General features: G+C 66.6%; 19 protein-coding genes. 15 read left to right on the plus strand and 4 right to left on the minus strand.

Annotated features, from left to right (window positions below):
• Nucleotides 1–12: 12 nt before the first annotated feature.
• Nucleotides 13–795, minus strand: a complete 783-nt coding sequence (locus AC07PQ_RS00610; protein WP_007926533.1) for a class I SAM-dependent methyltransferase — start codon at nucleotides 793–795, stop codon at nucleotides 13–15.
• A gap of 145 nt (nucleotides 796–940) precedes the next feature.
• On the opposite strand from AC07PQ_RS00610, the gene AC07PQ_RS00615 reads away from it, so the two are divergent.
• Both AC07PQ_RS00615 and pncA read left to right on the plus strand, forming a co-directional pair.
• Nucleotides 941–1,201, plus strand: a complete 261-nt coding sequence (locus AC07PQ_RS00615) for a hypothetical protein (RefSeq protein ID WP_493184779.1) — start codon at nucleotides 941–943, stop codon at nucleotides 1,199–1,201.
• 78 nt (nucleotides 1,202–1,279) lie between these two features.
• Nucleotides 1,280–1,942: a bifunctional nicotinamidase/pyrazinamidase gene (gene pncA, locus AC07PQ_RS00620; RefSeq protein ID WP_053261447.1), complete on the plus strand. Its 663-nt coding sequence runs from the start codon at nucleotides 1,280–1,282 to the stop codon at nucleotides 1,940–1,942.
• A gap of 65 nt (nucleotides 1,943–2,007) precedes the next feature.
• Here the strand turns inward: pncA and AC07PQ_RS00625 are convergent, their stop codons facing one another.
• Nucleotides 2,008–3,309 (minus strand): ATP-binding protein, encoded by a 1,302-nt coding sequence (locus tag AC07PQ_RS00625; protein ID WP_007926529.1) that lies wholly within the window; start codon nucleotides 3,307–3,309, stop codon nucleotides 2,008–2,010.
• A gap of 4 nt (nucleotides 3,310–3,313) precedes the next feature.
• Complete coding sequence (locus AC07PQ_RS00630; RefSeq protein WP_007926528.1) at nucleotides 3,314–4,015, minus strand: response regulator; 702 nt, start codon at nucleotides 4,013–4,015, stop codon at nucleotides 3,314–3,316.
• 216 nt (nucleotides 4,016–4,231) lie between these two features.
• Here AC07PQ_RS00630 and AC07PQ_RS00635 point away from each other — a divergent pair, with 216 nt between their 5' ends.
• The 13 genes from AC07PQ_RS00635 to AC07PQ_RS00695 all read left to right on the plus strand — a co-directional run bounded on the left by AC07PQ_RS00635 (nucleotide 4,232) and on the right by AC07PQ_RS00695 (nucleotide 18,850).
• Nucleotides 4,232–5,389, plus strand: a complete 1,158-nt coding sequence (locus AC07PQ_RS00635) for an efflux RND transporter periplasmic adaptor subunit (protein WP_037034818.1) — start codon at nucleotides 4,232–4,234, stop codon at nucleotides 5,387–5,389.
• Between the two features lie 12 nt (nucleotides 5,390–5,401).
• Nucleotides 5,402–8,530, plus strand: a complete 3,129-nt coding sequence (locus AC07PQ_RS00640; protein ID WP_493184778.1) for a multidrug efflux RND transporter permease subunit — start codon at nucleotides 5,402–5,404, stop codon at nucleotides 8,528–8,530.
• Nucleotides 8,531–8,773: 243 nt separating this feature from the next.
• On the plus strand, nucleotides 8,774–9,415 hold the full coding sequence (locus tag AC07PQ_RS00645) for a DUF1345 domain-containing protein (RefSeq protein WP_007923170.1): 642 nt from the start codon (nucleotides 8,774–8,776) through the stop codon (nucleotides 9,413–9,415).
• A gap of 75 nt (nucleotides 9,416–9,490) precedes the next feature.
• Nucleotides 9,491–10,330 carry an AraC family ligand binding domain-containing protein gene (locus AC07PQ_RS00650; RefSeq protein ID WP_493184777.1) on the plus strand — a complete coding sequence of 280 codons (840 nt, stop codon included), beginning with the start codon at nucleotides 9,491–9,493 and terminating at the stop codon, nucleotides 10,328–10,330.
• A gap of 52 nt (nucleotides 10,331–10,382) precedes the next feature.
• Entirely contained in the window at nucleotides 10,383–11,006 is a 624-nt protein-coding gene (locus AC07PQ_RS00655; RefSeq protein ID WP_493184776.1) for a LysE family translocator, read from the plus strand.
• Between the two features lie 142 nt (nucleotides 11,007–11,148).
• Nucleotides 11,149–12,093: a choline ABC transporter substrate-binding protein gene (locus AC07PQ_RS00660; protein WP_493184775.1), complete on the plus strand. Its 945-nt coding sequence runs from the start codon at nucleotides 11,149–11,151 to the stop codon at nucleotides 12,091–12,093.
• A 70-nt stretch (nucleotides 12,094–12,163) separates the two neighbouring features.
• Entirely contained in the window at nucleotides 12,164–13,090 is a 927-nt protein-coding gene (locus tag AC07PQ_RS00665) for an alpha/beta hydrolase (protein ID WP_493184774.1), read from the plus strand.
• Between the two features lie 96 nt (nucleotides 13,091–13,186).
• Nucleotides 13,187–13,381 carry a hypothetical protein gene (locus AC07PQ_RS00670; RefSeq protein WP_157173163.1) on the plus strand — a complete coding sequence of 65 codons (195 nt, stop codon included), beginning with the start codon at nucleotides 13,187–13,189 and terminating at the stop codon, nucleotides 13,379–13,381.
• A gap of 28 nt (nucleotides 13,382–13,409) precedes the next feature.
• On the plus strand, nucleotides 13,410–14,456 hold the full coding sequence (locus tag AC07PQ_RS00675) for a LacI family DNA-binding transcriptional regulator (protein WP_493184773.1): 1,047 nt from the start codon (nucleotides 13,410–13,412) through the stop codon (nucleotides 14,454–14,456).
• A 225-nt stretch (nucleotides 14,457–14,681) separates the two neighbouring features.
• Nucleotides 14,682–15,464, plus strand: a complete 783-nt coding sequence (locus tag AC07PQ_RS00680; protein WP_493184772.1) for a sugar phosphate isomerase/epimerase family protein — start codon at nucleotides 14,682–14,684, stop codon at nucleotides 15,462–15,464.
• Nucleotides 15,457–16,443 (plus strand): sugar kinase, encoded by a 987-nt coding sequence (locus AC07PQ_RS00685; RefSeq protein WP_493184771.1) that lies wholly within the window; start codon nucleotides 15,457–15,459, stop codon nucleotides 16,441–16,443. Before AC07PQ_RS00680 ends, AC07PQ_RS00685 begins: the two co-directional genes overlap by 8 nt.
• Before the next feature lie 99 nt (nucleotides 16,444–16,542).
• On the plus strand, nucleotides 16,543–17,838 hold the full coding sequence (locus AC07PQ_RS00690; protein WP_493184770.1) for an MFS transporter: 1,296 nt from the start codon (nucleotides 16,543–16,545) through the stop codon (nucleotides 17,836–17,838).
• A 19-nt stretch (nucleotides 17,839–17,857) separates the two neighbouring features.
• Nucleotides 17,858–18,850 carry a 2-hydroxyacid dehydrogenase gene (locus tag AC07PQ_RS00695; RefSeq protein WP_007927457.1) on the plus strand — a complete coding sequence of 331 codons (993 nt, stop codon included), beginning with the start codon at nucleotides 17,858–17,860 and terminating at the stop codon, nucleotides 18,848–18,850.
• Between the two features lie 204 nt (nucleotides 18,851–19,054).
• Here AC07PQ_RS00695 and AC07PQ_RS00700 read toward each other — a convergent pair whose 3' ends face one another.
• Entirely contained in the window at nucleotides 19,055–20,251 is a 1,197-nt protein-coding gene (locus AC07PQ_RS00700; RefSeq protein ID WP_493184769.1) for a pyridoxal phosphate-dependent aminotransferase, read from the minus strand.
• Between the last annotated feature and the right edge of the window lie 29 nt (nucleotides 20,252–20,280).

The following is a 20,280-nucleotide window of genomic DNA, read 5'->3' on the forward strand; positions in this document are numbered from 1 at the left end:
AGGATTGGCGGATCACGGGATTTTGTGGGCCCAGAACGCCGCGGTTTCGTAAGGCACGCTGACCACGCATTTATCCCGCAGCTCCGGTTCTTCGGCGATCAAGGCGGCGATCTGCCGGTCGACCTCCGCCCTCTGCGCATCCGGCAAGGCCGCAATAAAGCTGGTGGAGCGCACCCGATCGAAAATCACGTTCTGCGGCGCGCCGCTGTGGCTGTTGCGAAAGTGCTGCTCCTGCAAGGGCGTGAAACTCGGATGGGGAAAGGCCTGGCGCCAAGCCCCGGTGTAATAGCGCGGCGTATCGCCTTGCAGGGCGTTGACGATCCGATCGAGGCGCTGCACCCACGGCACCCGCGCATCGCGCAGGTTCCACACCAGGCCCAGGCGGCCGCCCGGCTTGAGCACCCGGGCGATTTCGCTCAACGCCTCATGGCTGGCGAACCAGTGAAAGGCCTGGGCGCAGACCACGGCGTCCACCGATTCGTCGGCCAGCGCAATAGCAGTGGCGGTGCCGCTCAGGGCTTCGGCCTGGGGATAGCTGGCGGCGAGCCTGGCGCGCATCTGCGCCACCGGCTCCACGGCAATCACCCGCGCCCCGGTGGCCAGCAGGCGCCCGGTAAACTTGCCGGTGCCGGCGCCGAGATCGACCGCCACCTGGCCGGCCTGCAAGCCCAGGCTTGTGCGCAGCCACTGGTCCAGCGCCGGCGGGTAGTCCGGGCGGCCACGCACGTAGGTGTCGGCCGCGCCCTTGTAGCCGTCGGCGGCAGCATGATGGATCGCAGGTTGCGGGTCTTTCATCGGTCGGCTCCAGATCATTGGCCAGTGCTGCCCAGCATAGCCCCGCCCAGGCGACTGACGGCATGAAAAATCTGTCAGTTTGGGCAGCGCGGCCAGGGCGATGGACCTTTAATGGAGGGACCGCTATCCGCATGGAGACCGCGCGATGAACCTCCCTCCCCTCGCCTTCGGCGCCCCGCTATTGCTCGCCGGCGGCCTGCTGACGACCTTGCTGGCGGTCGCCGTCAACTGCCCGGACGGCCAGGTCTGGGACAGTAAGAACCAACGCTGCATCAGCCAGCGCACCACCCGGCTACCGGACGCCGACCGCACCGACCAGGCCAGTGGCCTGCTCCCCCATGACCGCTATGAAGAGGTCATCGCCGCTGGCGGCAAGACCCGAGGTCAGTCGATTCCCACGCCCTGACCGGCGGAACGGCGCCATGGAACGGGCACGCTATGCTCTGGGAGAATGGACTCATTGCTCAACCCAGGGAGCTTGCACATGCCTACTGCCAAAACCGCCAGCAGCCGTCGCTCACGCAAGGCGCTGCTGGTCATCGACGTACAGAACGACTTCATCCCCGGTGGCGCGCTGGCCGTGCCCGGAGGCGACCAGATCGTACCCTTGATCAATCGCCTGGGCAGCCACTTCAAGCAGGTGGTGATCGCCCAGGACTGGCACCCGGCCGGGCATATCTCGTTCGCCTCCAGCCACGACGGCCACGCGCCCAACGACATCATCCAATTGCCCTATGGTCCGCAGGTGCTCTGGCCGGACCATTGCGTGCAGGCCAGCCGTGGCGCCGAACTGCACCCCAAGCTCAACCTGCCCCACGCCCAGTTGATCCTGCGCAAGGGCTGCAATCCGGATATCGACAGTTACTCGGCCTTCGTCGAGGCGGACCGCAGCACCACGACCGGCCTGGCGGGCTACCTGAGCCAGCGCGGCATCGACACGGTGTATCTGGTGGGGCTGGCCCTGGACTACTGCGTGGCCTGGTCGGCGCTGGATGCGCGGGCGGCGGGGTTCAATACCTTCGTGATCGTCGATGCCTGCCGGGCCATCGACATGGACGGCTCGCTGGACAAGGCCACCCGGCAGATGCGCGCGGCGGGGGTGAACCTGATCAAGGCCAGCGAGCTGCAGCCGACCGCATTGTGCTGATGCAACACCTTCCCTAAACGCCAGTTTGCCGGGCATTCCCCGTCGCCGGGGGTGCCCGGCAAGGCTCAGGCCGGCATCGGCAGCCACAGGCGGAAACGCGCGCCGCCCAGCGGTGAAGCTTCGACGGTCAGGGTTCCGCCCTGGGCTTCCAGGGCCCGGCGGCTGATGGCCAGGCCGAGGCCGAAGCCGCCGGTGGCGCGATCGCGGCTGCGGTCCAGGCGGTAAAAGGGTTCGAACACCCGCTCGCGCTCGTCGTCGGGAATGCCAATGCCATCGTCGTCGACCCAGATTTCACAGCCGCGCTCGCTGACGTGCACCCCCACCTGGATACGCTTTTCGCAATAGCGCGTGGCGTTGCGCAGCAGGTTCTGGATCGCCCGGGCGGTCAGCCGCGGGTCGAGGCTGAAGCGCTCCAGGCTGCCGTGCAGCAGCACATCGATGACGATGTCCGGGGATTCCAGTTCGTCGTCGACGCTGCCGAGGATGCTATCGATGAACTCGTCCAGCGACACCTCGACCTGCTCCGGCAACTGCGCCGGGATCTGCAGACGGCTGTAGGACAGCAGCTCGAGCACCAGTTCGTCCAGCTCGCGAATATGCGCCACCAGCCCTTGCAGGCGCTCGCGGCTGGTGGCCGGCAGGTCGTCGGAGAGCGCCAGCGCCAGGCCGAAGTCGAGCCGGGTCAAGGGCGTGCGCAGCTCGTGGGACACCGCGTTGAGCAGGTCGCGTTGCTGGTTCAGCAGGTTCTCGATGTCGCCGGCCATGGTGTCGAAGACATTGGCCAGGCTGCCGATATTGGAGCTCGAGGGGATCTGCGTGCGCTCACTCAAATGACCCTTGCCGAAACGCTCGGCGGCGTGTTTCAGCCGCTCCAGGTCGCGCCAGTGCGGCCGCAGCCAGAGCAACAGGCAGGCGAGCATGGTCGCGCCGATCAGCACGTTGATGCTCCAGTACAGCAGGCTGACGTCGATCGGGTCCGGCGGCACCACCATCTGCACCGCCATCTGCTCGTCCAGCGGCGCCACCGCGAGGGTGCGCCAGCCCCAGTCGCCGACCCGCACCACGTTCTCGCCGCGTTGCAGGCGTTCGCGCTCGTACAGGGTGAAATCGGCATCGTCGTTGCGGGTCAGGACGATGTGCAGCGGCTGGAATTCCTGGTCCATTTCCGCGGCCAGGGCCGGCCACTGCTCTGAGGGCACGCCGCGAAACTGCTTGACGATCAGGGTCTGCAGGCCCCGGGAATAATCCAGGTTGTAAGTGACGAAACGCTCGTGGAAGACCTTCACCACCAGCTCCGGCACCAGGTAGATCGCCGCGCTGAACGAGACGATGGTCACCAGGTACAGGCGAATCAGGATTCTCAGCATCGACTCAGCATTCCCATTCGGAACGGCTGAACAGGTAACCCTTGCCCCACACGGTCTTGATCTTGCGCGCCTCGCCGGCATGGTCGTCGAACTTGCGCCGCAGCTTGGAAATTGCCACGTCCACCGAGCGGTCGGTGCCGTTGAACTCGATGCCCCGAAGGCGTTGCAGGATCTGGTCGCGGCTCAGCACCTCGCCGGCATGCCGGGCCAGCACCACCAGCAGGTTGTATTCGCCGCTGGACAGCTCCACCAGTTGGTCGCGCCAGCTCACGGTGCGCTCCGACAGGTCGATGCACAGGTTGCCCATGAGGATCCGGTCGCTGGCGGTCTGCGGCTCGCCGAGGCTGCTGCGGCGCAACAGGGTGCGCACTCGCGCCAGCAGCACCCGTGGCTCGCAAGGCTTTGTCACATAATCGTCGGCGCCCATTTCCAGACCCAGCACCTGATCATGGCTATCATCACGGGCGGTCAGCATCAGGATCGGCAGCGACGCCGAATCGGCCCGCAGCAGGCGGCAGACCTGCAGGCCGTCGAGGCCGGGCAGCATCAGGTCGAGAATCACCAGATCCGGCGGGTTGACCCGCGCCCGTTCGCGCACCTGGTCGCCGCGGCTGATGACATTGACCTGATAGCCGTTGCGCTCCAGGTAACTGGCGATCAGTTCGGAGAGCGCGGGGTCGTCTTCGACCAGAAGGATGTTGGGCATGGGGATTGAAGTCTTTGAGTGAAGAAAAACACAGCGACAACGTTCCTTAGAGTGTTCCCTGGGAAGCCGTCGCCCGATCAGCGAGGCACAAAGGATATACAACCTCGCGCCCGCCCGAGCATTCGTTTCACACTTTTTCACACAGCACCTACACAGCTTCACAGCGGTCCTGGCGGCATGCCCTTAGCATGCCGCAGTCATCATTGGGGTATCAGCATGTCGAAAAACCTGTTTGCGCCGTTCTGCCTGTTGTTGCTGGCAGCCGCGCTGAGCGCTTGCGACCAGGCCTCCACCGCCGAAGAACAGGCGCCGTTGGCCAAGGTCCGGATCGAAACCGTCGAGACTCGCCCGCTGTCGATCAGCAGCGAACTGAGCGGGCGCATCGCCGCGCCGCGTATTGCCGAGGTGCGCGCACGGGTGGCCGGGGTGGTGCTGCAACGGACCTTCCGCGAAGGCACCGACGTCAAGCAGGGCGACGTGCTGTTTCGCATCGATCCGGCGCCGTTCAAGGCCGACCTCGACAGCGCTCTGGCCAGCCTGCGCAAGGCCGAGGCCAACGCCTTCCAGGCCCGCTTGCAGGAGCAGCGCTATGCCCAGTTGATCGCAGACCAGGCCATCAGCGCCCAGGAATACGACAACGCCCGGGCCAATGCGCGCCAGACCGCCGCCGACGTAGCCGCCAACCAGGCCGCCGTGCAGCGCGCCCGGCTGAACCTGGGCTATGCCACCGTCACCGCGCCGATTTCCGGGCGCGTCGGCCGCGCCCTGGTCACCGAAGGCGCACTGGTGGGCCAGAACGAGACCACGCCGCTGGCGCTGATCCAGCAACTGGACCCGATCCACGCCGACCTCACCCAGTCGACCCGCGAGCTCAACGACCTGCGCCGGGCCTTCCGCGCCGGCCAGTTGCAGCAGGTCGGCCAGGACCAGGCCAAGGCCACGCTGATCCAGGACGACGGCAGCCTCTACCCGCTGCCGGGCAAGCTGCTGTTCGCCGACCTCAGCGTCGACCCGAGCACCGGCCAGATCATCCTGCGCAGCGAGTTCCCCAACCCGGACCTCGACCTGCTGCCCGGCAGCTTCATTCGCGTACGCCTGGAGCAGGCGGTGAACCGCCAGGGCATCAGCGTGCCGCAGCGGGCCATCCAGCGCGACAGCGCCGGCATCGCCCAGGTGCTGCTGGTGGATGCCGAGCAGCGGGTGGTGCAGCGTCCGGTGCAACTGGGCGCCGTGCAACAGGACCGCTGGATCGTCAGCGACGGCCTCAAGGCCGGCGACCGTATCGTCGTCGAGGGCCTGCAGCACGCCCGTCCGGGCGAAAAGGTGCAGATCGACGACAGCCCTCTTCCCCTTGCCCAGACCACTGGACAGTAGGTAGGAACCCTCATGCCGCAATTCTTTATCGACCGTCCGGTGTTCGCCTGGGTGGTCGCCCTGTTTATCCTGCTGGCCGGCGCCCTTTCCATCCCGCAGTTGCCGGTGGCGCAGTACCCCAACGTCGCCCCGCCGAGCATCGAGATCTACGCCGTGTACCCGGGCGCCTCGGCGCAGACCGTGGACGAAAGCGTGGTCAGCCTGATCGAGGAAGAGCTCAACGGCGCCGACCACCTGCTGTACTTCTCGTCCCAGAGCAGCCTGGGCAGCGCCACCATCACCGCCACCTTCCAGCCGGGCACCAACCCGGAAATGGCCCAGGTCGACGTGCAGAACCGCCTCAAGGTGGTCGAGCCGCGCCTGCCGCAAGCGGTGACCCAACAGGGCCTGCAGGTGGAAAAGGTCTCGGCCGGTTTCCTGCTGCTGATCACCCTCACCTCCAGCGACGGCAAGCTCGACGACACCGCGCTCAGCGACTACCTGGCGCGCAACGTGATGAACGAGATCCGCCGCCTGGACGGGGTCGGCAAGGCCCAGCTGTACGGCGCCGAGCGCGCCATGCGGGTGTGGATCGACCCGCAGAAGCTGATCGGCTTCAACCTGACCCCGGCCGACGTCAATGCGGCGATCGTCGCGCAGAACGCCCAGGTCTCGGCCGGCAGCATCGGCGACCTGCCGAGCCACTCGAACCAGGAAATCACCGCCACGGTATTGGTCAAGGGGCAGCTGTCGACGCCGCAAGAGTTCGCCGACATTGTCCTGCGGGCCAATCCGGACGGCTCCACCGTGCGCATCGGCGACGTCGCCCGGGTGGAAGTCGGCAGCCAGGAATACCAGTTCTCCACGCGCCTCAACGGCAAGCCTTCCACTGCCGTCGGCGTGCAGCTGTCGCCGGGGGCCAACGCCCTGAGCACCGCGACCCTGATCCGGGCGAAGATGGACGAGCTGTCGCGCTACTTCCCGGCCGGCGTGGAATACAAGATCCCCTACGACACCTCGCCCTTCGTCAAGGTCTCGATCACCAAGGTGGTCTACACCCTGGGCGAAGCCATGTTGCTGGTGTTCGCGGTGATGTTCCTGTTCCTGCAGAACATCCGCTATACGCTGATCCCGACCCTGGTGGTGCCCGTGGCACTGATGGGCACCTTCGCCACCATGCTGGCGCTGGGTTTCTCGATCAACGTGCTGACCATGTTCGGCATGGTCCTGGCCATCGGCATCCTGGTGGACGACGCCATTGTGGTGGTGGAGAACGTCGAACGGATCATGGCCAGCGAGGGCCTGTCGCCCAGGGAGGCGACGCGCAAGGCGATGCAACAGATCACCGGCGCCATCGTCGGCATCACCCTGGTGCTGGTGGCGGTGTTCCTGCCGATGGCCTTCATGCCGGGTTCGGTGGGCGTCATCTACCAGCAGTTCTCGCTGTCGATGGCCACCTCGATCCTGTTCTCGGCCTTCCTCGCCCTGACCCTGACCCCGGCCCTGTGCGCCACCCTGCTCAAGCCGATCGCCAAGGGCGAGCACCATGAAAAAGGCGGCTTCTTCGGCTGGTTCAACCGGCGCTTCGAAAACCTCAGCGACGGCTACCAGCGCTGGGTCGCCTATGCGCTGAAACGCTGCGGCCGCTACCTGCTGGTGTACGGCGTGCTGCTGGTGGGCCTGGGGCTGCTGTTCAGCCGCCTGCCCTCTTCGTTCCTGCCGGTGGAAGACCAGGGCTACACCATCACCGACATCCAGTTGCCACCGGGCGCGAGCAAGAACCGCACAATCCAGGTGGTGGAACAGATCGAGGCGCACAACGCCAGCGAGCCGGGGGTCGGCGACAGCACGGTGATTCTCGGCTTCAGCTTCTCCGGCAGCGGTCAGAACGCCGCACTGACCTTCACCACCCTCAAGGATTGGTCGCAGCGCGGCAGCGACGACTCGGCGCAATCCATCGCCGACCGGGCCAACGCTGCCTTCAGTGAAATCAAGGACGCGGTGTCCTACGCCGTGCTGCCGCCACCGGTGGACGGCCTGGGCACCTCCAGCGGCTTCGAGTTCCGCCTGCAGGACCGCGGCGGCCTCGGCCATGCCGCGCTGATGCAGGCCCGCACCGACTTGCTGGCCGCCGCGGAAAAGAGCCCGATCCTCGTCAACGTGCGCGAAAGTGCCCTGGCCGAGGCGCCGCAGGTGCACCTGGAGGTCGACCGCAAGCAGGCCAATGCCCTGGGCGTGTCCTTTGCCGACATCGGCAATGTGCTGTCCACCGCGGTCGGTTCCAGCTACATCAACGACTTCCCCAACCAGGGGCGGATGCAGCGGGTGGTGGTCCAGGCCGAGGGCGATCGACGCAGCCAGGTGGAAGACCTGCTGAAGATCAACGTGCGCAACAACCTCGGCAAGATGGTGCCGCTGTCGGCCTTTGCCCAGGCGCGCTGGACCCAGGGCCCGACCCAGTTGACCCGCTACAACGGCTACCCGGCCATCAGTATTTCCGGCGAGCCGAGCGCGGGCCACAGCACCGGCGAGGCCATGGCGGAAATCGAGCGCCTGGTCAGCCAGCTGCCCACCGGCCTGGGCCAGGAATGGACCGGCCTGTCGTTGCAGGAACGCCTGTCCGGCAGCCAGGCGCCGCTGTTGCTCGGGCTGTCGCTGCTGATCGTGTTCCTGTGCCTGGCGGCGCTGTACGAGAGCTGGTCGATTCCGACCTCGGTGCTGCTGGTAGTGCCCCTGGGTGTGCTCGGCGCGGTGCTCGCGGTGACCCTGCGCGGCATGCCCAACGACGTGTTCTTCAAGGTCGGGCTGATCACCATCATCGGCCTGTCGGCGAAAAACGCGATCTTGATCATCGAGTTCGCCAAGAGCCTGTACGACGAAGGCCACGACCTGGTGGACGCCACGGTGCAGGCCGCGCGCCTGCGCCTGCGACCGATCGTCATGACCTCGCTGGCGTTCATCCTCGGCGTGGTGCCCCTGGCCATTGCCAGCGGCGCCAGTTCGGCCAGCCAGCAGGCCATCGGCACCGGGGTGATCGGCGGCATGATCACCGCGACCCTGGCGGTGGTATTCGTGCCGGTGTTCTTCGTGGTGGTGATGAGGCTGGTCAGGCGCAACGGCAAACAAGCGGTGAGCGTCACGGCGCCAGGAGCGGCCGAATAGTCATGCGGCGACGGGTCTTCAGCGTACCGCGTGATTGTTGAAGACTCGTCAAGTGATCGCTGAAGGCTTATCAAGTCATCGTTGAAGGCTTATCGAGTGACCGTTGAAGGCTTATCAAGCCATCGTTGAAGACTCATCGCGAGCAAGCTTCGCTCCTACACAAGAGCCATGTAACCGCAGCGGCCCCGCCCCTGCGGCGACGGCATGCTAAGGTTTGCGGCAAATCCGCCACTGCGAGCCGCCATGTCCCTTCTTGTACGTACCCACCCTCGCCTGACCATCGGTGCCCTTATCGGCCTGGCCGCGGGCGTCCTGGTGCCGGCCGACACCCTGATCAGCAAGATTCTCATCGGCTGGAACGCCGGGGTCTGGAGCTACCTGGCGCTGATGTGCTGGCTCACCGCGCGCTCCAAGGCCGACGACGTGAAACGCATTGCCGAGGTCGAGGACGAAAACGCCGGGCTGGTGCTGCTCATGGTCTGCATCGCGGCCATCGCCAGCCTCGCCGCCATCACCCTCTCGCTGTCCGGCAGCAAGGACCTGGAAACCGGCCGGCGCCTGCTGCACTACGCCTTTACCGGCCTCACGGTGATCGGTTCCTGGCTGCTGATCGGGGTGATCTTCAGCGTGCACTACGCCCGCCTCTACTACACCTGGAACGGCAAGGACCCGGCGCTGCGTTTTCCCGAAGGCCTGACCACCCCCAATTACTGGGACTTCCTGTACTTCTCCTTCACCATCGGCGTGGCGGTGCAGACTTCCGACGTCGGCGTCGCCACCCGCGAGCTGCGCAAGATCGTCCTGGCCCAGTCGCTGATCGGCTTTCTGTTCAACACCGCGATCCTCGGGTTTTCCATCAACATCGCCGCCGGGCTGTTCGGTTGAAGCCGCACAAATCTTCTAGACCCGCCCTGGCCGGCGGGCGCTAACTGTCACGCTCGCCCTTGCCACGGACACTTCATGAACGCGCACAACTGGATCGATCTGGCCCAGGACGCCGACACCGGCATCGAAACCCTGCGCGCCCATTTCACCGGCCATGCCTACGACCCTCACTGGCATGACAGCTACCTGGTGGGCGTGACCGAAGAAGGCGTGCAGCAATTCCACTGCCGGCGCGAGCGTTTTCACAGCACCCCGGGCAAGGTGTTCCTGCTCGAGCCCGGGGAAATCCATGACGGCGATGCCCCTACCGAAAGCGGCTTCACCTACCGCATGCTGTACCTCGACCCGCACTGGCTGGAGCGTGAACTGAGCGCGCTGTTCGAAGAGGCGCCGGCCGACAGCCAACTGAGTTTCGCCACCACCCTGGCCAGCGACCAGCGCCTGGCCCTGGCCACCAGCAATGCCTTCCACAGCCTGCACCACGGCGAGCTGCGCATCGTCCGCCAGAGCGCCATGGACCAGTTGCTCGACCAGCTCACCGGCCACCTGCACTGGCGCAAGCGCTACCACGCAGACCCGCGCCTGCCCCTGGTGGCGCACCAGGCCCGCGACTACCTGCATGCCCACGCCCAGCAGGACATCAGCCTGGACGAGCTGGGCGCGGTCTGTGGCGTCGATCGCTTCCGCCTGACCCGCGCCTTCAAGGCCGCCTATGGCCTGCCGCCCCACGCCTACCTGGTGCAGTTGCGCCTGGCCAAGGCCCGACGCCTGCTGGCCCGCGGCGAACAGCCGGCCGAGGTGGCCATGGCCCTGGGGTTCGCCGACCAGAGCCATATGGGCCGCTGGTTTGTCCGCGCCTATGGCCTGACCCCGGCGGCCTACCGCAAGCGCTGCTCAAACCTTCCAGACGCCTGAACCCGCACCGGCGAAGATCGCCTCCCTCGATCTTCACTGGAGCCTGCCCACGATGTTCTCCTTCTTACCTTCCCTGCCCAGCCTGCTGCCCTTCCTGCTGTTCGCCTTCGTGGCCTCGATCACCCCGGGGCCGACCAATATCCTGGTGCTGAGCAACAGCGCCCGCTACGGGTTCAAGGCCGCGCTGCCGATCGTTGTCGGCGCCTGCGTGGCCGCCGCCGGCATCGTCATGCTGGTGGGCAGCGGCCTCGGCCGCACGCTGATGGAAGTGCCCGGCCTGCCGAGCGCCATGCGCTGGGCCGGGGTGATCTGGTTGAGCTACCTGGCCTGGCAGATCTTCCGTGCCCCGGCCGCGTCCCTCGACCCACAAGCGGACACCCACCACCGGCGCCTGGGCCTGCTCGGCGCCGCCAGCCTGCAACTGGTCAACCCGAAAACCTGGATGATGGCCCTGGCCGTGATCAGTGTGTTCGCCGGCAACGGCAGCGAACGCCAGGACCAGGTGTTGTACCTGTCGCTGGTGTTTTTCCTGGTGTCCCTGCCCTGCCTCGGCGCCTGGGCGCTGCTTGGTGCCGGCTCCGCCCGGCTGCTGCGTTCGCCGCTGGCCCTACAGCGTTTCAACCAGGGCATGGCGCTGTTGCTGCTGGTCTCGGCCTGGGCGAGCCTGTGGGCCTGAAGGGGTTGGCCGCCGTCGCCCCAGTGCAAAAGCCAGTCGCCTCAGGGCGCGTTCATAACGGCCAGGGTTACCTAAAGTGGTGGGCACGGCGCACTAAAGACGCCGCCTCTGACAATAACGACCTGCCGAACGAGACCCTCCGATGAAAACCCTGTTCAAGCCTTGTCTCCCGCTGCTCTGTGGCGCCCTGCTGCTCAGCGCCAATGCCTGGGCCAGCGAGCCCGCCTCCTGCAAGACCGTGCGCATGGGCGTGGTCAACTGGACCGACGTCATCGCCACCAGCGGCATGGCCGACGTGCTGCTGACCGGCCTCGGTTACGACAGCAAACAGACCAGCGCCGTGCAGCAGATCATCTTCGCCGGCATCCGCGACAAGCGCCTGGATATCTTCCTCGGCTACTGGCAACCGGCGATGGACAAGAACATCGCGCCGTTCCTCGAGGCCGGGCAGGTCAAGGTCCTGGACCAGCCGAGCCTGGCCGACGCCCAGGCCACCCTCGCCGTGCCGGACTATGTCGCCGCCGCGGGTCTGAAGACCTTCGCCGACATCGCCCGCTTCAAGGAGCCACTGGGCGGCAAGATTTATGGCATCGAGCCCGGCAGCGGCGCCAACACCACCCTCAAGACGATGATCGACAGCGACCGCTTCGGCCTCAAGGGCTTCAAGCTGGTGGAGTCCGGCGAGGCCGGCATGCTTGCGGCGGTGCAACGGGCGATCAACCGCAAGGAGTTCGTGGTCTTCGTCGGCTGGACCCCGCACCCGATGAACATCAACATGCGAATCGCCTACCTGACCGGCAGCGAAGACGTCTACGGCCCCAACGAAGGCGCGGCCAAGGTGTCCACCGTCACCGCGCCGGACTACGCCGAGCGCTGCCCCAACGTCCAGCGCCTGCTGCAGAACCTGACCTTTACCGCAGCCCAGGAAAGCCAGCTGATGGTGCCGATCATGGAACGCAAGACGCCCCAGGACGTGGCGCGGCAATGGCTGCGCGAGCACCCCGAAGACCTGCAACGCTGGCTGGCCGGGGTCAGCAGCTTCGAGGGCAAGGACGGCGTGGCGGCGGTGCAGGCCAGCCTGAAATAGTGGCGTCCTGCCGGTCTCATCGCGAGCCAGCTCGCGATGGCCCTCTTCCAGACAACGGACACCTCCAGCCATGCGCCACTACCCGCTCTCCCCCCAACTCGCCGCCTTCGTCGAGCGCACCCTGAGCTTCACCAGCCCCGATAACAGCTTCAAGGGCCTGCGCGACAGCTACAGCCGCATGTGCCGCGCCTTCACCCCGCCCCGTCCCGAGGGCCTGCGGGTCAGCGAATTGCAACTGGCCGGGGTGCCGGCGCGCGCCTATTACCCCGCCAGCCCGATGCCCGCGGACGGCTGGCCTTGCCTGTTGTACCTGCACGGTGGCGGCTGGGTGGTCGGCGACCTGGATTCCCACGACTTCATCACTGCCTACCTGGCGGCGCAGTTGCAGGTGCTGGTGATTGCCGTGGATTACCGCCTGGCGCCCGAACATCCGTTCCCCGCCGCCTTCGACGATTGCCTGGCGGCCTGGCGCGCCTTGCAGGCCGGCGCCAGCCCCTTTGCCCTGGATGCCCGGCGGCAGTTGGTGATCGGCGACAGCGCCGGCGGCAACCTCGCCGCGGCCTTGTGCCTGGCCCTGCGCGATGCCGGCGAACAGCTGCCCGCCGCCCAGGTGCTGCTGTACCCCGGCCTCGGTGGCGCCGCCGACCTGCCCTCGCGCAGCCAGTGCGCCGACGCGCCGCTGCTCGGCAGCAACGACCTGGACGCCTACCAGGCCCTGTACCTGCCCGGCCCGGAGCGGCATTCGCCTTATGCCCGGCCCTTGCTGGCCACGGACTTGCGCGGCCTGCCCGCCGCCTTTATCGCCCTGGCGCAGTTCGACCCGCTGCGCGACGACGGCGAGCTGTATCACCAGCGGCTGCTGGCCGCCGGCGGCCACAGCCAGTTGTACCCGGGCCTCGGCCTGGTGCACGGCTGCCTGCGCGCCCGGGGCCTGGCGCCGGAGGTGGATGCGCTGTATGGCGCCTTGCTCGACTACCTGCGGGGCTGCCTCGGATAGTCTTTCTTCAGCGAAACCGCGCGGCCCTTTTCGCGGGCAAGCCTCGCTCCTACGAAGAGCCCGTCACGCGCATGACTTCCCCCGTAGGAGCGAGGCTTGCCCGCGATCACCTGCAACGCAGGTGCCAGACACCTCCCTCTACCGAAGAAGACCGCCCGCGATCGACTGCATGACATTTTTTTCATGCCGCTGGCACTGATCGCGCTTGACGGCGAAAGCGCTTTGCTGTTTCCTGAAACCGGTTTCAGCGATGCGGCAGAACGTCGCACCTGGAGCGGATACACCCCATAACAAGAACGCCAAAGACAGGTCGCCGCCCGTGAACAGTTTTTCCGCCGCCCAGCGCAGCCGCGTCACCATGCTCGATGTCGCCGAACGCGCCGGGGTCTCCAAGGCCAGCGTGTCGCGCTTTATCGGCGAAGACCGCGCCCTGCTCTCCGATGCCATCGCCCTGCGCATCGAACAGGCAATAGCCGAGCTGGGCTACCGCCCGAACCAGATGGCCCGTGGCCTGAAACGCGGGCGCACACGTCTGATCGGCATGCTGGTGGCCGATATCCGCAACCCCTATTCGATTGCCGTGATGCATGGCGTGGAAACCGCCTGCCGCCAGCACGGCTACAGCCTGGTGGTGTGCAACACCGACCGCGACGACGAGCAGGAGCGCCAGCACCTGGCCAACCTGCGCTCGTACAACATCGAAGGCCTGATCGTGAACACCCTGGGCCATCATCTGGACGAACTGCGCGAACTGCATCGGGAAATGCCCATGGTCCTGGTGGACCGCAAGGTCGAGCAACTGCACAGCGACCTGGTTGGCCTGGACAACCCGCAAGCCGTGCGTAGTGCCATCGAACACCTGCAAGAGCGCGGCTACCGCGACCTGCTGCTGGTCAGCGAACCCCATGACGGCACCAGCTCGCGGATCGAGCGCAGCAACAGTTTCAAGGCGCAGATCGAGCAACGCCCGGCCTTGCAAGGCGCGGCGGTGGAAACCGGCGCCGCGCTGAACCAGCAGCTGCAACAGTTCCTCGCCGCCCCCGGCCCCGGTCCGAAAGCGCTGTTCTGCGCCAACGGCGTCGCCGCCCTGGCCGCGACCCGGGCCTTGCGCGAGCTGGGCTGCCCACTGTTCGACGAGATCGGCCTGATCGCCCTCGACGACCTCGACTGGTATCCGCTGGTGGGCAGCGGCATCACCGCCCTCGCCCAACCCACCGAACGCATCGGCGCCAGCGCCTTCGAGTGCCTGCTCAAGCGTTTGCGCGGCGATGTCGAGCCGCTGCGGGTGCTGGACTTCCCGGCCGAGCTGATCGTCCGTGGCTCCACCCGTCAACGAGGCGACTCGGGAGTCGTGGTGCCGGTGTAGCCGCTGCCGAGCCTGCGAGGCTGCGATCGGCAACGCAGTTGCCGCAAAACCTGCGTCCGCGATCGGCCTGGAAAACGCTTCGGCCGGGTTACGACGGCTACGCCGCCAATCGCAGCCTGCGGCAGCGGCTACAGGGAACGGCGCAGGCATGAAGATAGGGAAATGAGCTTCTTTTGTGGGGCTTTTTTTTGAGAAGAAATGAAACCGGTTTCAGAGGCCATGACCATGAATAAATCGCCTGTCTCCATCAGCCTGTCCAGCTACGGCGCCGACCGCGTCCGTGAGCAGGGCCAGGGCAGTTTCATCGAGGTGCTGGCCGCCGCCGGCGCGTCGCGCATCGAATGGCGCGAAGAGCTGCTGACCGTCGAAGACCCGTCCCAGTTGGCCCAGGCCACCCGCGAGCGGCAACTGGAAAGCGTGTTTTCTTCGCCGCTGGAACTCTGGGTGGCCGGGCGCTCCCGGGCCAACCCGCTGCTGGAACAGGCGCTGCAACGGGCCGAAGCCTTCGGCGCAAAAAGCCTCAAGGTGTCCCTGGGGTATTTCACCGAGCACAACGACCTGCCCCAGCTGGCCCTGCTGCTGGCGCAATCCCCGGTGCAGCTGCTGGTGGAAAACGACCAGACCCTGCACGGCGGGCGCATCGAACCCTTCCAGCGCTTCTTCGCCGAGGTCGAGCGCCACCGCCTGCCGGTGCAGATGACCTTCGACATCGGCAACTGGCAGTGGCAGGACCAGTCCGCCTCCGTCGCCGCGCGCCTGCTCGGCCGGCATGTCGGCTACGTGCACTGCAAGGCCGTGGCCCGGCGCGCCGACGGCAAGCTGGTGGCGATACCGCCGGGCATGGCCGACCTGCACCTGTGGGAACAATTGCTGCGGCACATGACTCAAGGTGTGACCCGGGCCGTGGAATACCCGCTGCAAGGCGAAGACCTGGTGCAGCTGACCCGCGAACACGTCGCCACCCTCGCCCGCCTCGGCCAGTCCCGCCTGGAGAACGCCCATGTCTGAGCTCGATATCCTGTCGTTCGGTGAAACCATGGCGATGTTCGTCGCCGAACAGAGCGGCGACCTGGCCCGGGTCGGCCACTTCCACAAACGCATCGCCGGCGCCGACAGCAACGTGGCCATCGGCCTGTCGCGCCTGGGTTTCAAGGTCGGCTGGCTGAGCCGGGTCGGCGCCGACTCCCTGGGGCGCTTTGTCGTCGACAGCCTGCAGGCCGAAGGCGTGGACTGCCGCTACGTCGCCACCGATCGGCAACACCCCACCGGTTTCCAGCTCAAGTCCCTGGAGGAGCACGGCGACGATCCGCGGGTGGAGTACTTCCGCCGCGGTTCGGCGGCCAGCCACCTGAGCGTCGCCGACATCGCCCCCCAGCTGCTGCGCGCCCGGCACCTGCACGCCACCGGCATTCCCCCGGCGCTCTCGACCTCGGCCCGTGACCTGTCCCACAGCCTGATGAGCAAGATGCGCGCGGCCGGCCGCAGCGTGTCCTTCGACCCGAACCTGCGGCCCGGCCTGTGGGGCAGCGAACAACTGATGATCGACGAAATCAACCGCCTGGCCGTGCTCGCCCATTGGGTGCTGCCGGGCTTGAGCGAAGGCCGCCTGCTGACCGGCTATGAAGACCCGGCCGATATCGCGGCGTTTTACCTGGACCAGGGCGTCGAAGTCGTGGCGATCAAGCTCGGTGCCCATGGCGCCTATTACCGCACCCAGCTGCACGAAGGTTTCATCGAGGCCGTACCGGTGACCCAGGTGGTCGACACCGTGGGTGCCGGCGACGGTTTCGCCGTCGGCCTGATCAGCGCCCTGCTGGAAAACCACAGCGTCGCCGAGGCCGTGCAGCGCGCCAACTGGATCGGCAGCCGCGCGGTGCAGAGCCGCGGCGACATGGAAGGCCTGCCGAGCCGCGATGAATTACCGACGGTCGCTGCGCGACCGATCGCGAGCAAGCTCGCTCCTACAGGGGCTGCGCAAGTTCTGTAGGAGCGAGCTTGCTCGCGATAAAACCGTGAAAACAACACCGCCTGATTGAACCAACGCGTTACCTGTTGCGACAAAAACAACAAGCTCAGGAGCACCCTTATGCAAACGCTGAAACTCGCCACCCGCCGCTGGTGGTACATCATGCCCATCGTGTTCATCACCTACAGCCTGGCGTACCTGGACCGCGCCAACTACGGGTTCGCCGCCGCCTCCGGGATGGCCGCCGACCTGATGATCACCCCGGGCCTGTCGTCCCTGCTCGGCGCCTTGTTCTTCCTCGGTTACTTTTTCTTCCAGGTACCGGGGGCGATCTACGCGCAAAAACACAGCGTCAAGAAGCTGATCTTCGTCAGCCTGATCCTCTGGGGCGGCCTGGCCACCCTCACCGGCGTGGTGTCCAACGCCTATTGGCTGATCGCCATCCGCTTCATGCTCGGGGTGGTCGAAGCCGCGGTGATGCCGGCGATGCTGGTCTACCTGTGCCATTGGTTCACCCGGGCCGAACGCTCGCGGGCCAACACCTTCCTGATCCTCGGCAACCCGGTGACCATGCTCTGGATGTCGGTGGTCTCAGGGTACCTGGTGGAGCATTTCAGCTGGCGCTGGATGTTCATCATCGAAGGCTTGCCGGCGGTGCTCTGGGCCTTTATCTGGTGGCGCCTGGCCGATGACCGCCCAAGCGCGGCGAAGTGGCTCAGCGACCAGGAAAAACACGACCTGGAAAGCGCCCTGACCGCCGAACAGGTGGGCATCAGGGCGGTGAAGAACTACGCCGAAGCCTTCCGCTCGCCCAAGGTGATCATCCTCGCCCTGCAGTTCTTCTGCTGGAGCATCGGCGTCTACGGCTTCGTGCTGTGGCTGCCGTCGATCCTCAAGCACGGCGCGCAGATGGACATGGTCGAGGCCGGCTGGCTGTCGGCGCTACCTTACCTGGCCGCGGTGATCGCCATGCTCGGGGTGTCCTGGGGCTCGGACCGGATCCAGAAGCGCAAGCGTTTCGTCTGGCCGCCGCTGCTGATCGCCTCCTTCGCCTTCTACGGCTCCTACCTGCTGGGCGCCGAGCACTTCTGGTGGTCCTACAGCCTGCTGGTGATCGCCGGCGCCTGCATGTACGCGCCTTACGGGCCGTTCTTCGCCATCGTCCCGGAGATCCTCCCGGCCAACGTCGCCGGCGGCGCCATGGCGCTGATCAACAGCATGGGCGCCCTGGGCTCGTTCGGCGGCTCCTACCTGGTGGGTTACCTGAACAGCGCCACCGGCTCGCCCGGCGCCTCCTACCTGCTGATGAGCGGCGCGCTGCTGCTGTCGGTGCTGCTGACCCTCTTTCTCAACCCGGGCGCCAGCGACCGCAGCCGCGCCGCGCTGCCGGTACGTCGCCGCCTGGCGCATTCCTGAATCGAACAAGGTGAACCCCATGAAAAAACAGGTCGTGCTGTACAAGAAACTCTCGCCGCCGCTGATGGCCCGCCTGCACGAGCAAGCCCAGGTGACCCTGATCGAGGACCTCGGCGCCCAGGGCCTGGCCAAACTGCGTAGCGCCCTGCCCGCCGCCCAGGGCCTGCTCGGCGCCAGCCTGCGCCTGGACGCCGAGCTGCTGGACCTGGCGCCACGCCTGGAAGCGGTGGCCAGCGTGTCGGTGGGCGTCGACAACTACGACATCGACTACCTGACCCGCCGCGACATCCTGCTCAGCAACACCCCGGATGTGCTCACCGAAACCACCGCCGACACTGGTTTCGCCCTGATCCTGGCCAGCGCCCGGCGCGTGGTGGAGCTGGCCAACCTGGTGCGCGCCGGCCAGTGGAACCGCAATATCGGCCCGCTGCATTTCGGCAGCGACGTGCACGGCAAGACCCTGGGCATCATTGGCATGGGGCGGATCGGCGAAGCCCTGGCCCAGCGTGGTCATTTCGGCTTCGGCATGCCGGTGATCTACCACAGCAACAGCCCGAAACCGGCGGTGGAACAGCGTTTCGGCGCCCGCTACTGCAGCCTGCCGGAACTGCTGCAACAGGCCGACTTCATCTGCCTGACCCTGCCGCTGACGGACCAGACCCTGGGCCTGATCGGCCGCGAAGAGTTCGCCCTGATGCGTCCGGAAAGCATCTTCATCAATATTTCCCGGGGCAAGGTGGTGGACGAACAGGCGCTGATCGAAGCCTTGCAGCAACGGCGGATTCGCGCGGCCGGGCTGGATGTGTTCGAGCGCGAACCCCTGGGCCACGACTCGCCGCTGTTGCAGTTGAACAATGTGGTGGCCACCCCGCACATCGGCTCGGCGACCTTCGAGACCCGCGAGGCCATGGCCCGCTGCGCGGTCGACAACCTGCTGGCGGCCCTGGCCGGCCAGCGCCCGGCCAACCTGGTCAACCCCCAGGCCTGGGAGCGCCGCAAGGCCGCGGTGTGACGCTGTAGCTGCCCGACCGTCCGATCCACCCTGTAGCCGCTGCCGCAGGCTGCGATAGGTCCGCAGGACCTCGGCGTCCTGAAGATCGCCACGACCGTTCCGGTCGATCGCAGCCTACGGCAGCGGCTACAGGGGCAGCGGCGTTTCGACGATCGCCACGACCGTTCTTCCGGTCGATCGCAGCCTGCGGCAGCGGCTACAGGCTCAGCGGCGTTTTGAGGTTCGGCCTTCGAGCAGGTCCTGGGTGCAACGCACGATCCGCTGGCAGGCGTCCGCCAGACGCTGTTGATCCACCACCAGGCCGATACGGATATGCCCCGCCGCGCTGGGGCCGAAGGCCTCGCCGGCGAGCACCGAGACGCCGTGCCCTTCCAGCAGCAGCTCGGCGAATTGCTGGGCGCCCAGGCCGGTTTCCCGCACATCAACCATGACGAACATGCCGCCATCGGGCTTGACCGGCTTCAACCCCGGGCATTGGCTCAGTTGCGCACACACCAGGTCGCGGCGCTGGCGATATTCCTCACGCATCTGTTCCAGTTCCGGCAGGTCGGCGTCCAGCGCCACCACCGCGGCGTTCTGCACGAAGTCCGGCAACCCGTACAACATGCACAGCGCCAGATGGCTCAGGTGCCCGGCCAGGGCCTGGGGCGCCACCACCCAGCCGACCCGCCAGCCGGTCATGGCATGGGACTTGGACAGGCTGTTGATGGTCGCCGTGCGTTCGGCCATGCCCGGCAGGCTGCCGGGGCTGATGTGTTCGCCGTCGAACAGCAGGTCGCTGTAGACCTCGTCGGAAATCAGCCACAGGTCATGCTCGACGCACAGTCGCGCCAGGGCCTGCCAGGTTTCCCGGGACAGGCTGGCGCCGGAGGGATTGTTCGGGCTGTTGAGCATCAGCGCGCGGGTCTTCGGCGTGATACGCGCGGCGACCACGGAGGGCTCGACACGAAAACCGTTCTCCGGGCGCACCGGAATCGGCAGCACCTTGGCCCCGCAGGCACCGAACACCCCTTCGTAGGTGACGTACATCGGCTCGGCCACCAGCACCTCGTCGCCGGGGTCGAGCAGGCACTGGGCCACGGAGAACACCGCGCATTGCGCCCCCGGCAACACCACCACATGCTCGGCGCCCACCGCCTGGCCGCTGCGGGTGGCATGGCGGTGGGCGATGCGGGTGCGCAGCGAACGATTGCCGCGCACCTCCGAATAGTGGGTGTCGCCCGCCAGCAGGCTATCGATGGCGGCCTGGACGATCGGCCGCGGGGTGTCGAAATCCGGGTCGCCGATGGTCAGCAGCAGCACATCGACGCCCTGCTCGCGCAGTTCCAGGGCGCGGTAGTGAATCTGCCAGGCCGCGGCACCTTCGCCGGCGATCCGTTGGGTCAAGGCTGAATAGCGCATCTCGCTCTCCTTGGGCACGCATTCCAACA

This window comes from Pseudomonas sp. GW821-FHT09E12, from assembly GCF_059416085.1.

Bases quoted from the DNA above. Each gene is read 5' to 3' on its own strand.
- AC07PQ_RS00610 (WP_007926533.1), bottom strand. From the start codon at position 795: ATGAAAGACCCGCAACCTGCGATCCATCATGCTGCCGCCGACGGCTAC.
- AC07PQ_RS00615 (WP_493184779.1), top strand. From the start codon at position 941: ATGAACCTCCCTCCCCTCGCCTTCGGCGCCCCGCTATTGCTCGCCGGC.
- pncA (WP_053261447.1), top strand. From the start codon at position 1,280: ATGCCTACTGCCAAAACCGCCAGCAGCCGTCGCTCACGCAAGGCGCTG.
- AC07PQ_RS00625 (WP_007926529.1), bottom strand. From the start codon at position 3,309: ATGCTGAGAATCCTGATTCGCCTGTACCTGGTGACCATCGTCTCGTTC.
- AC07PQ_RS00630 (WP_007926528.1), bottom strand. From the start codon at position 4,015: ATGCCCAACATCCTTCTGGTCGAAGACGACCCCGCGCTCTCCGAACTG.
- AC07PQ_RS00635 (WP_037034818.1), top strand. From the start codon at position 4,232: ATGTCGAAAAACCTGTTTGCGCCGTTCTGCCTGTTGTTGCTGGCAGCC.
- AC07PQ_RS00640 (WP_493184778.1), top strand. From the start codon at position 5,402: ATGCCGCAATTCTTTATCGACCGTCCGGTGTTCGCCTGGGTGGTCGCC.
- AC07PQ_RS00645 (WP_007923170.1), top strand. From the start codon at position 8,774: ATGTCCCTTCTTGTACGTACCCACCCTCGCCTGACCATCGGTGCCCTT.
- AC07PQ_RS00650 (WP_493184777.1), top strand. From the start codon at position 9,491: ATGAACGCGCACAACTGGATCGATCTGGCCCAGGACGCCGACACCGGC.
- AC07PQ_RS00655 (WP_493184776.1), top strand. From the start codon at position 10,383: ATGTTCTCCTTCTTACCTTCCCTGCCCAGCCTGCTGCCCTTCCTGCTG.
- AC07PQ_RS00660 (WP_493184775.1), top strand. From the start codon at position 11,149: ATGAAAACCCTGTTCAAGCCTTGTCTCCCGCTGCTCTGTGGCGCCCTG.
- AC07PQ_RS00665 (WP_493184774.1), top strand. From the start codon at position 12,164: ATGCGCCACTACCCGCTCTCCCCCCAACTCGCCGCCTTCGTCGAGCGC.
- AC07PQ_RS00680 (WP_493184772.1), top strand. From the start codon at position 14,682: ATGAATAAATCGCCTGTCTCCATCAGCCTGTCCAGCTACGGCGCCGAC.
- AC07PQ_RS00685 (WP_493184771.1), top strand. From the start codon at position 15,457: ATGTCTGAGCTCGATATCCTGTCGTTCGGTGAAACCATGGCGATGTTC.
- AC07PQ_RS00690 (WP_493184770.1), top strand. From the start codon at position 16,543: ATGCAAACGCTGAAACTCGCCACCCGCCGCTGGTGGTACATCATGCCC.
- AC07PQ_RS00695 (WP_007927457.1), top strand. From the start codon at position 17,858: ATGAAAAAACAGGTCGTGCTGTACAAGAAACTCTCGCCGCCGCTGATG.
- AC07PQ_RS00700 (WP_493184769.1), bottom strand. From the start codon at position 20,251: ATGCGCTATTCAGCCTTGACCCAACGGATCGCCGGCGAAGGTGCCGCG.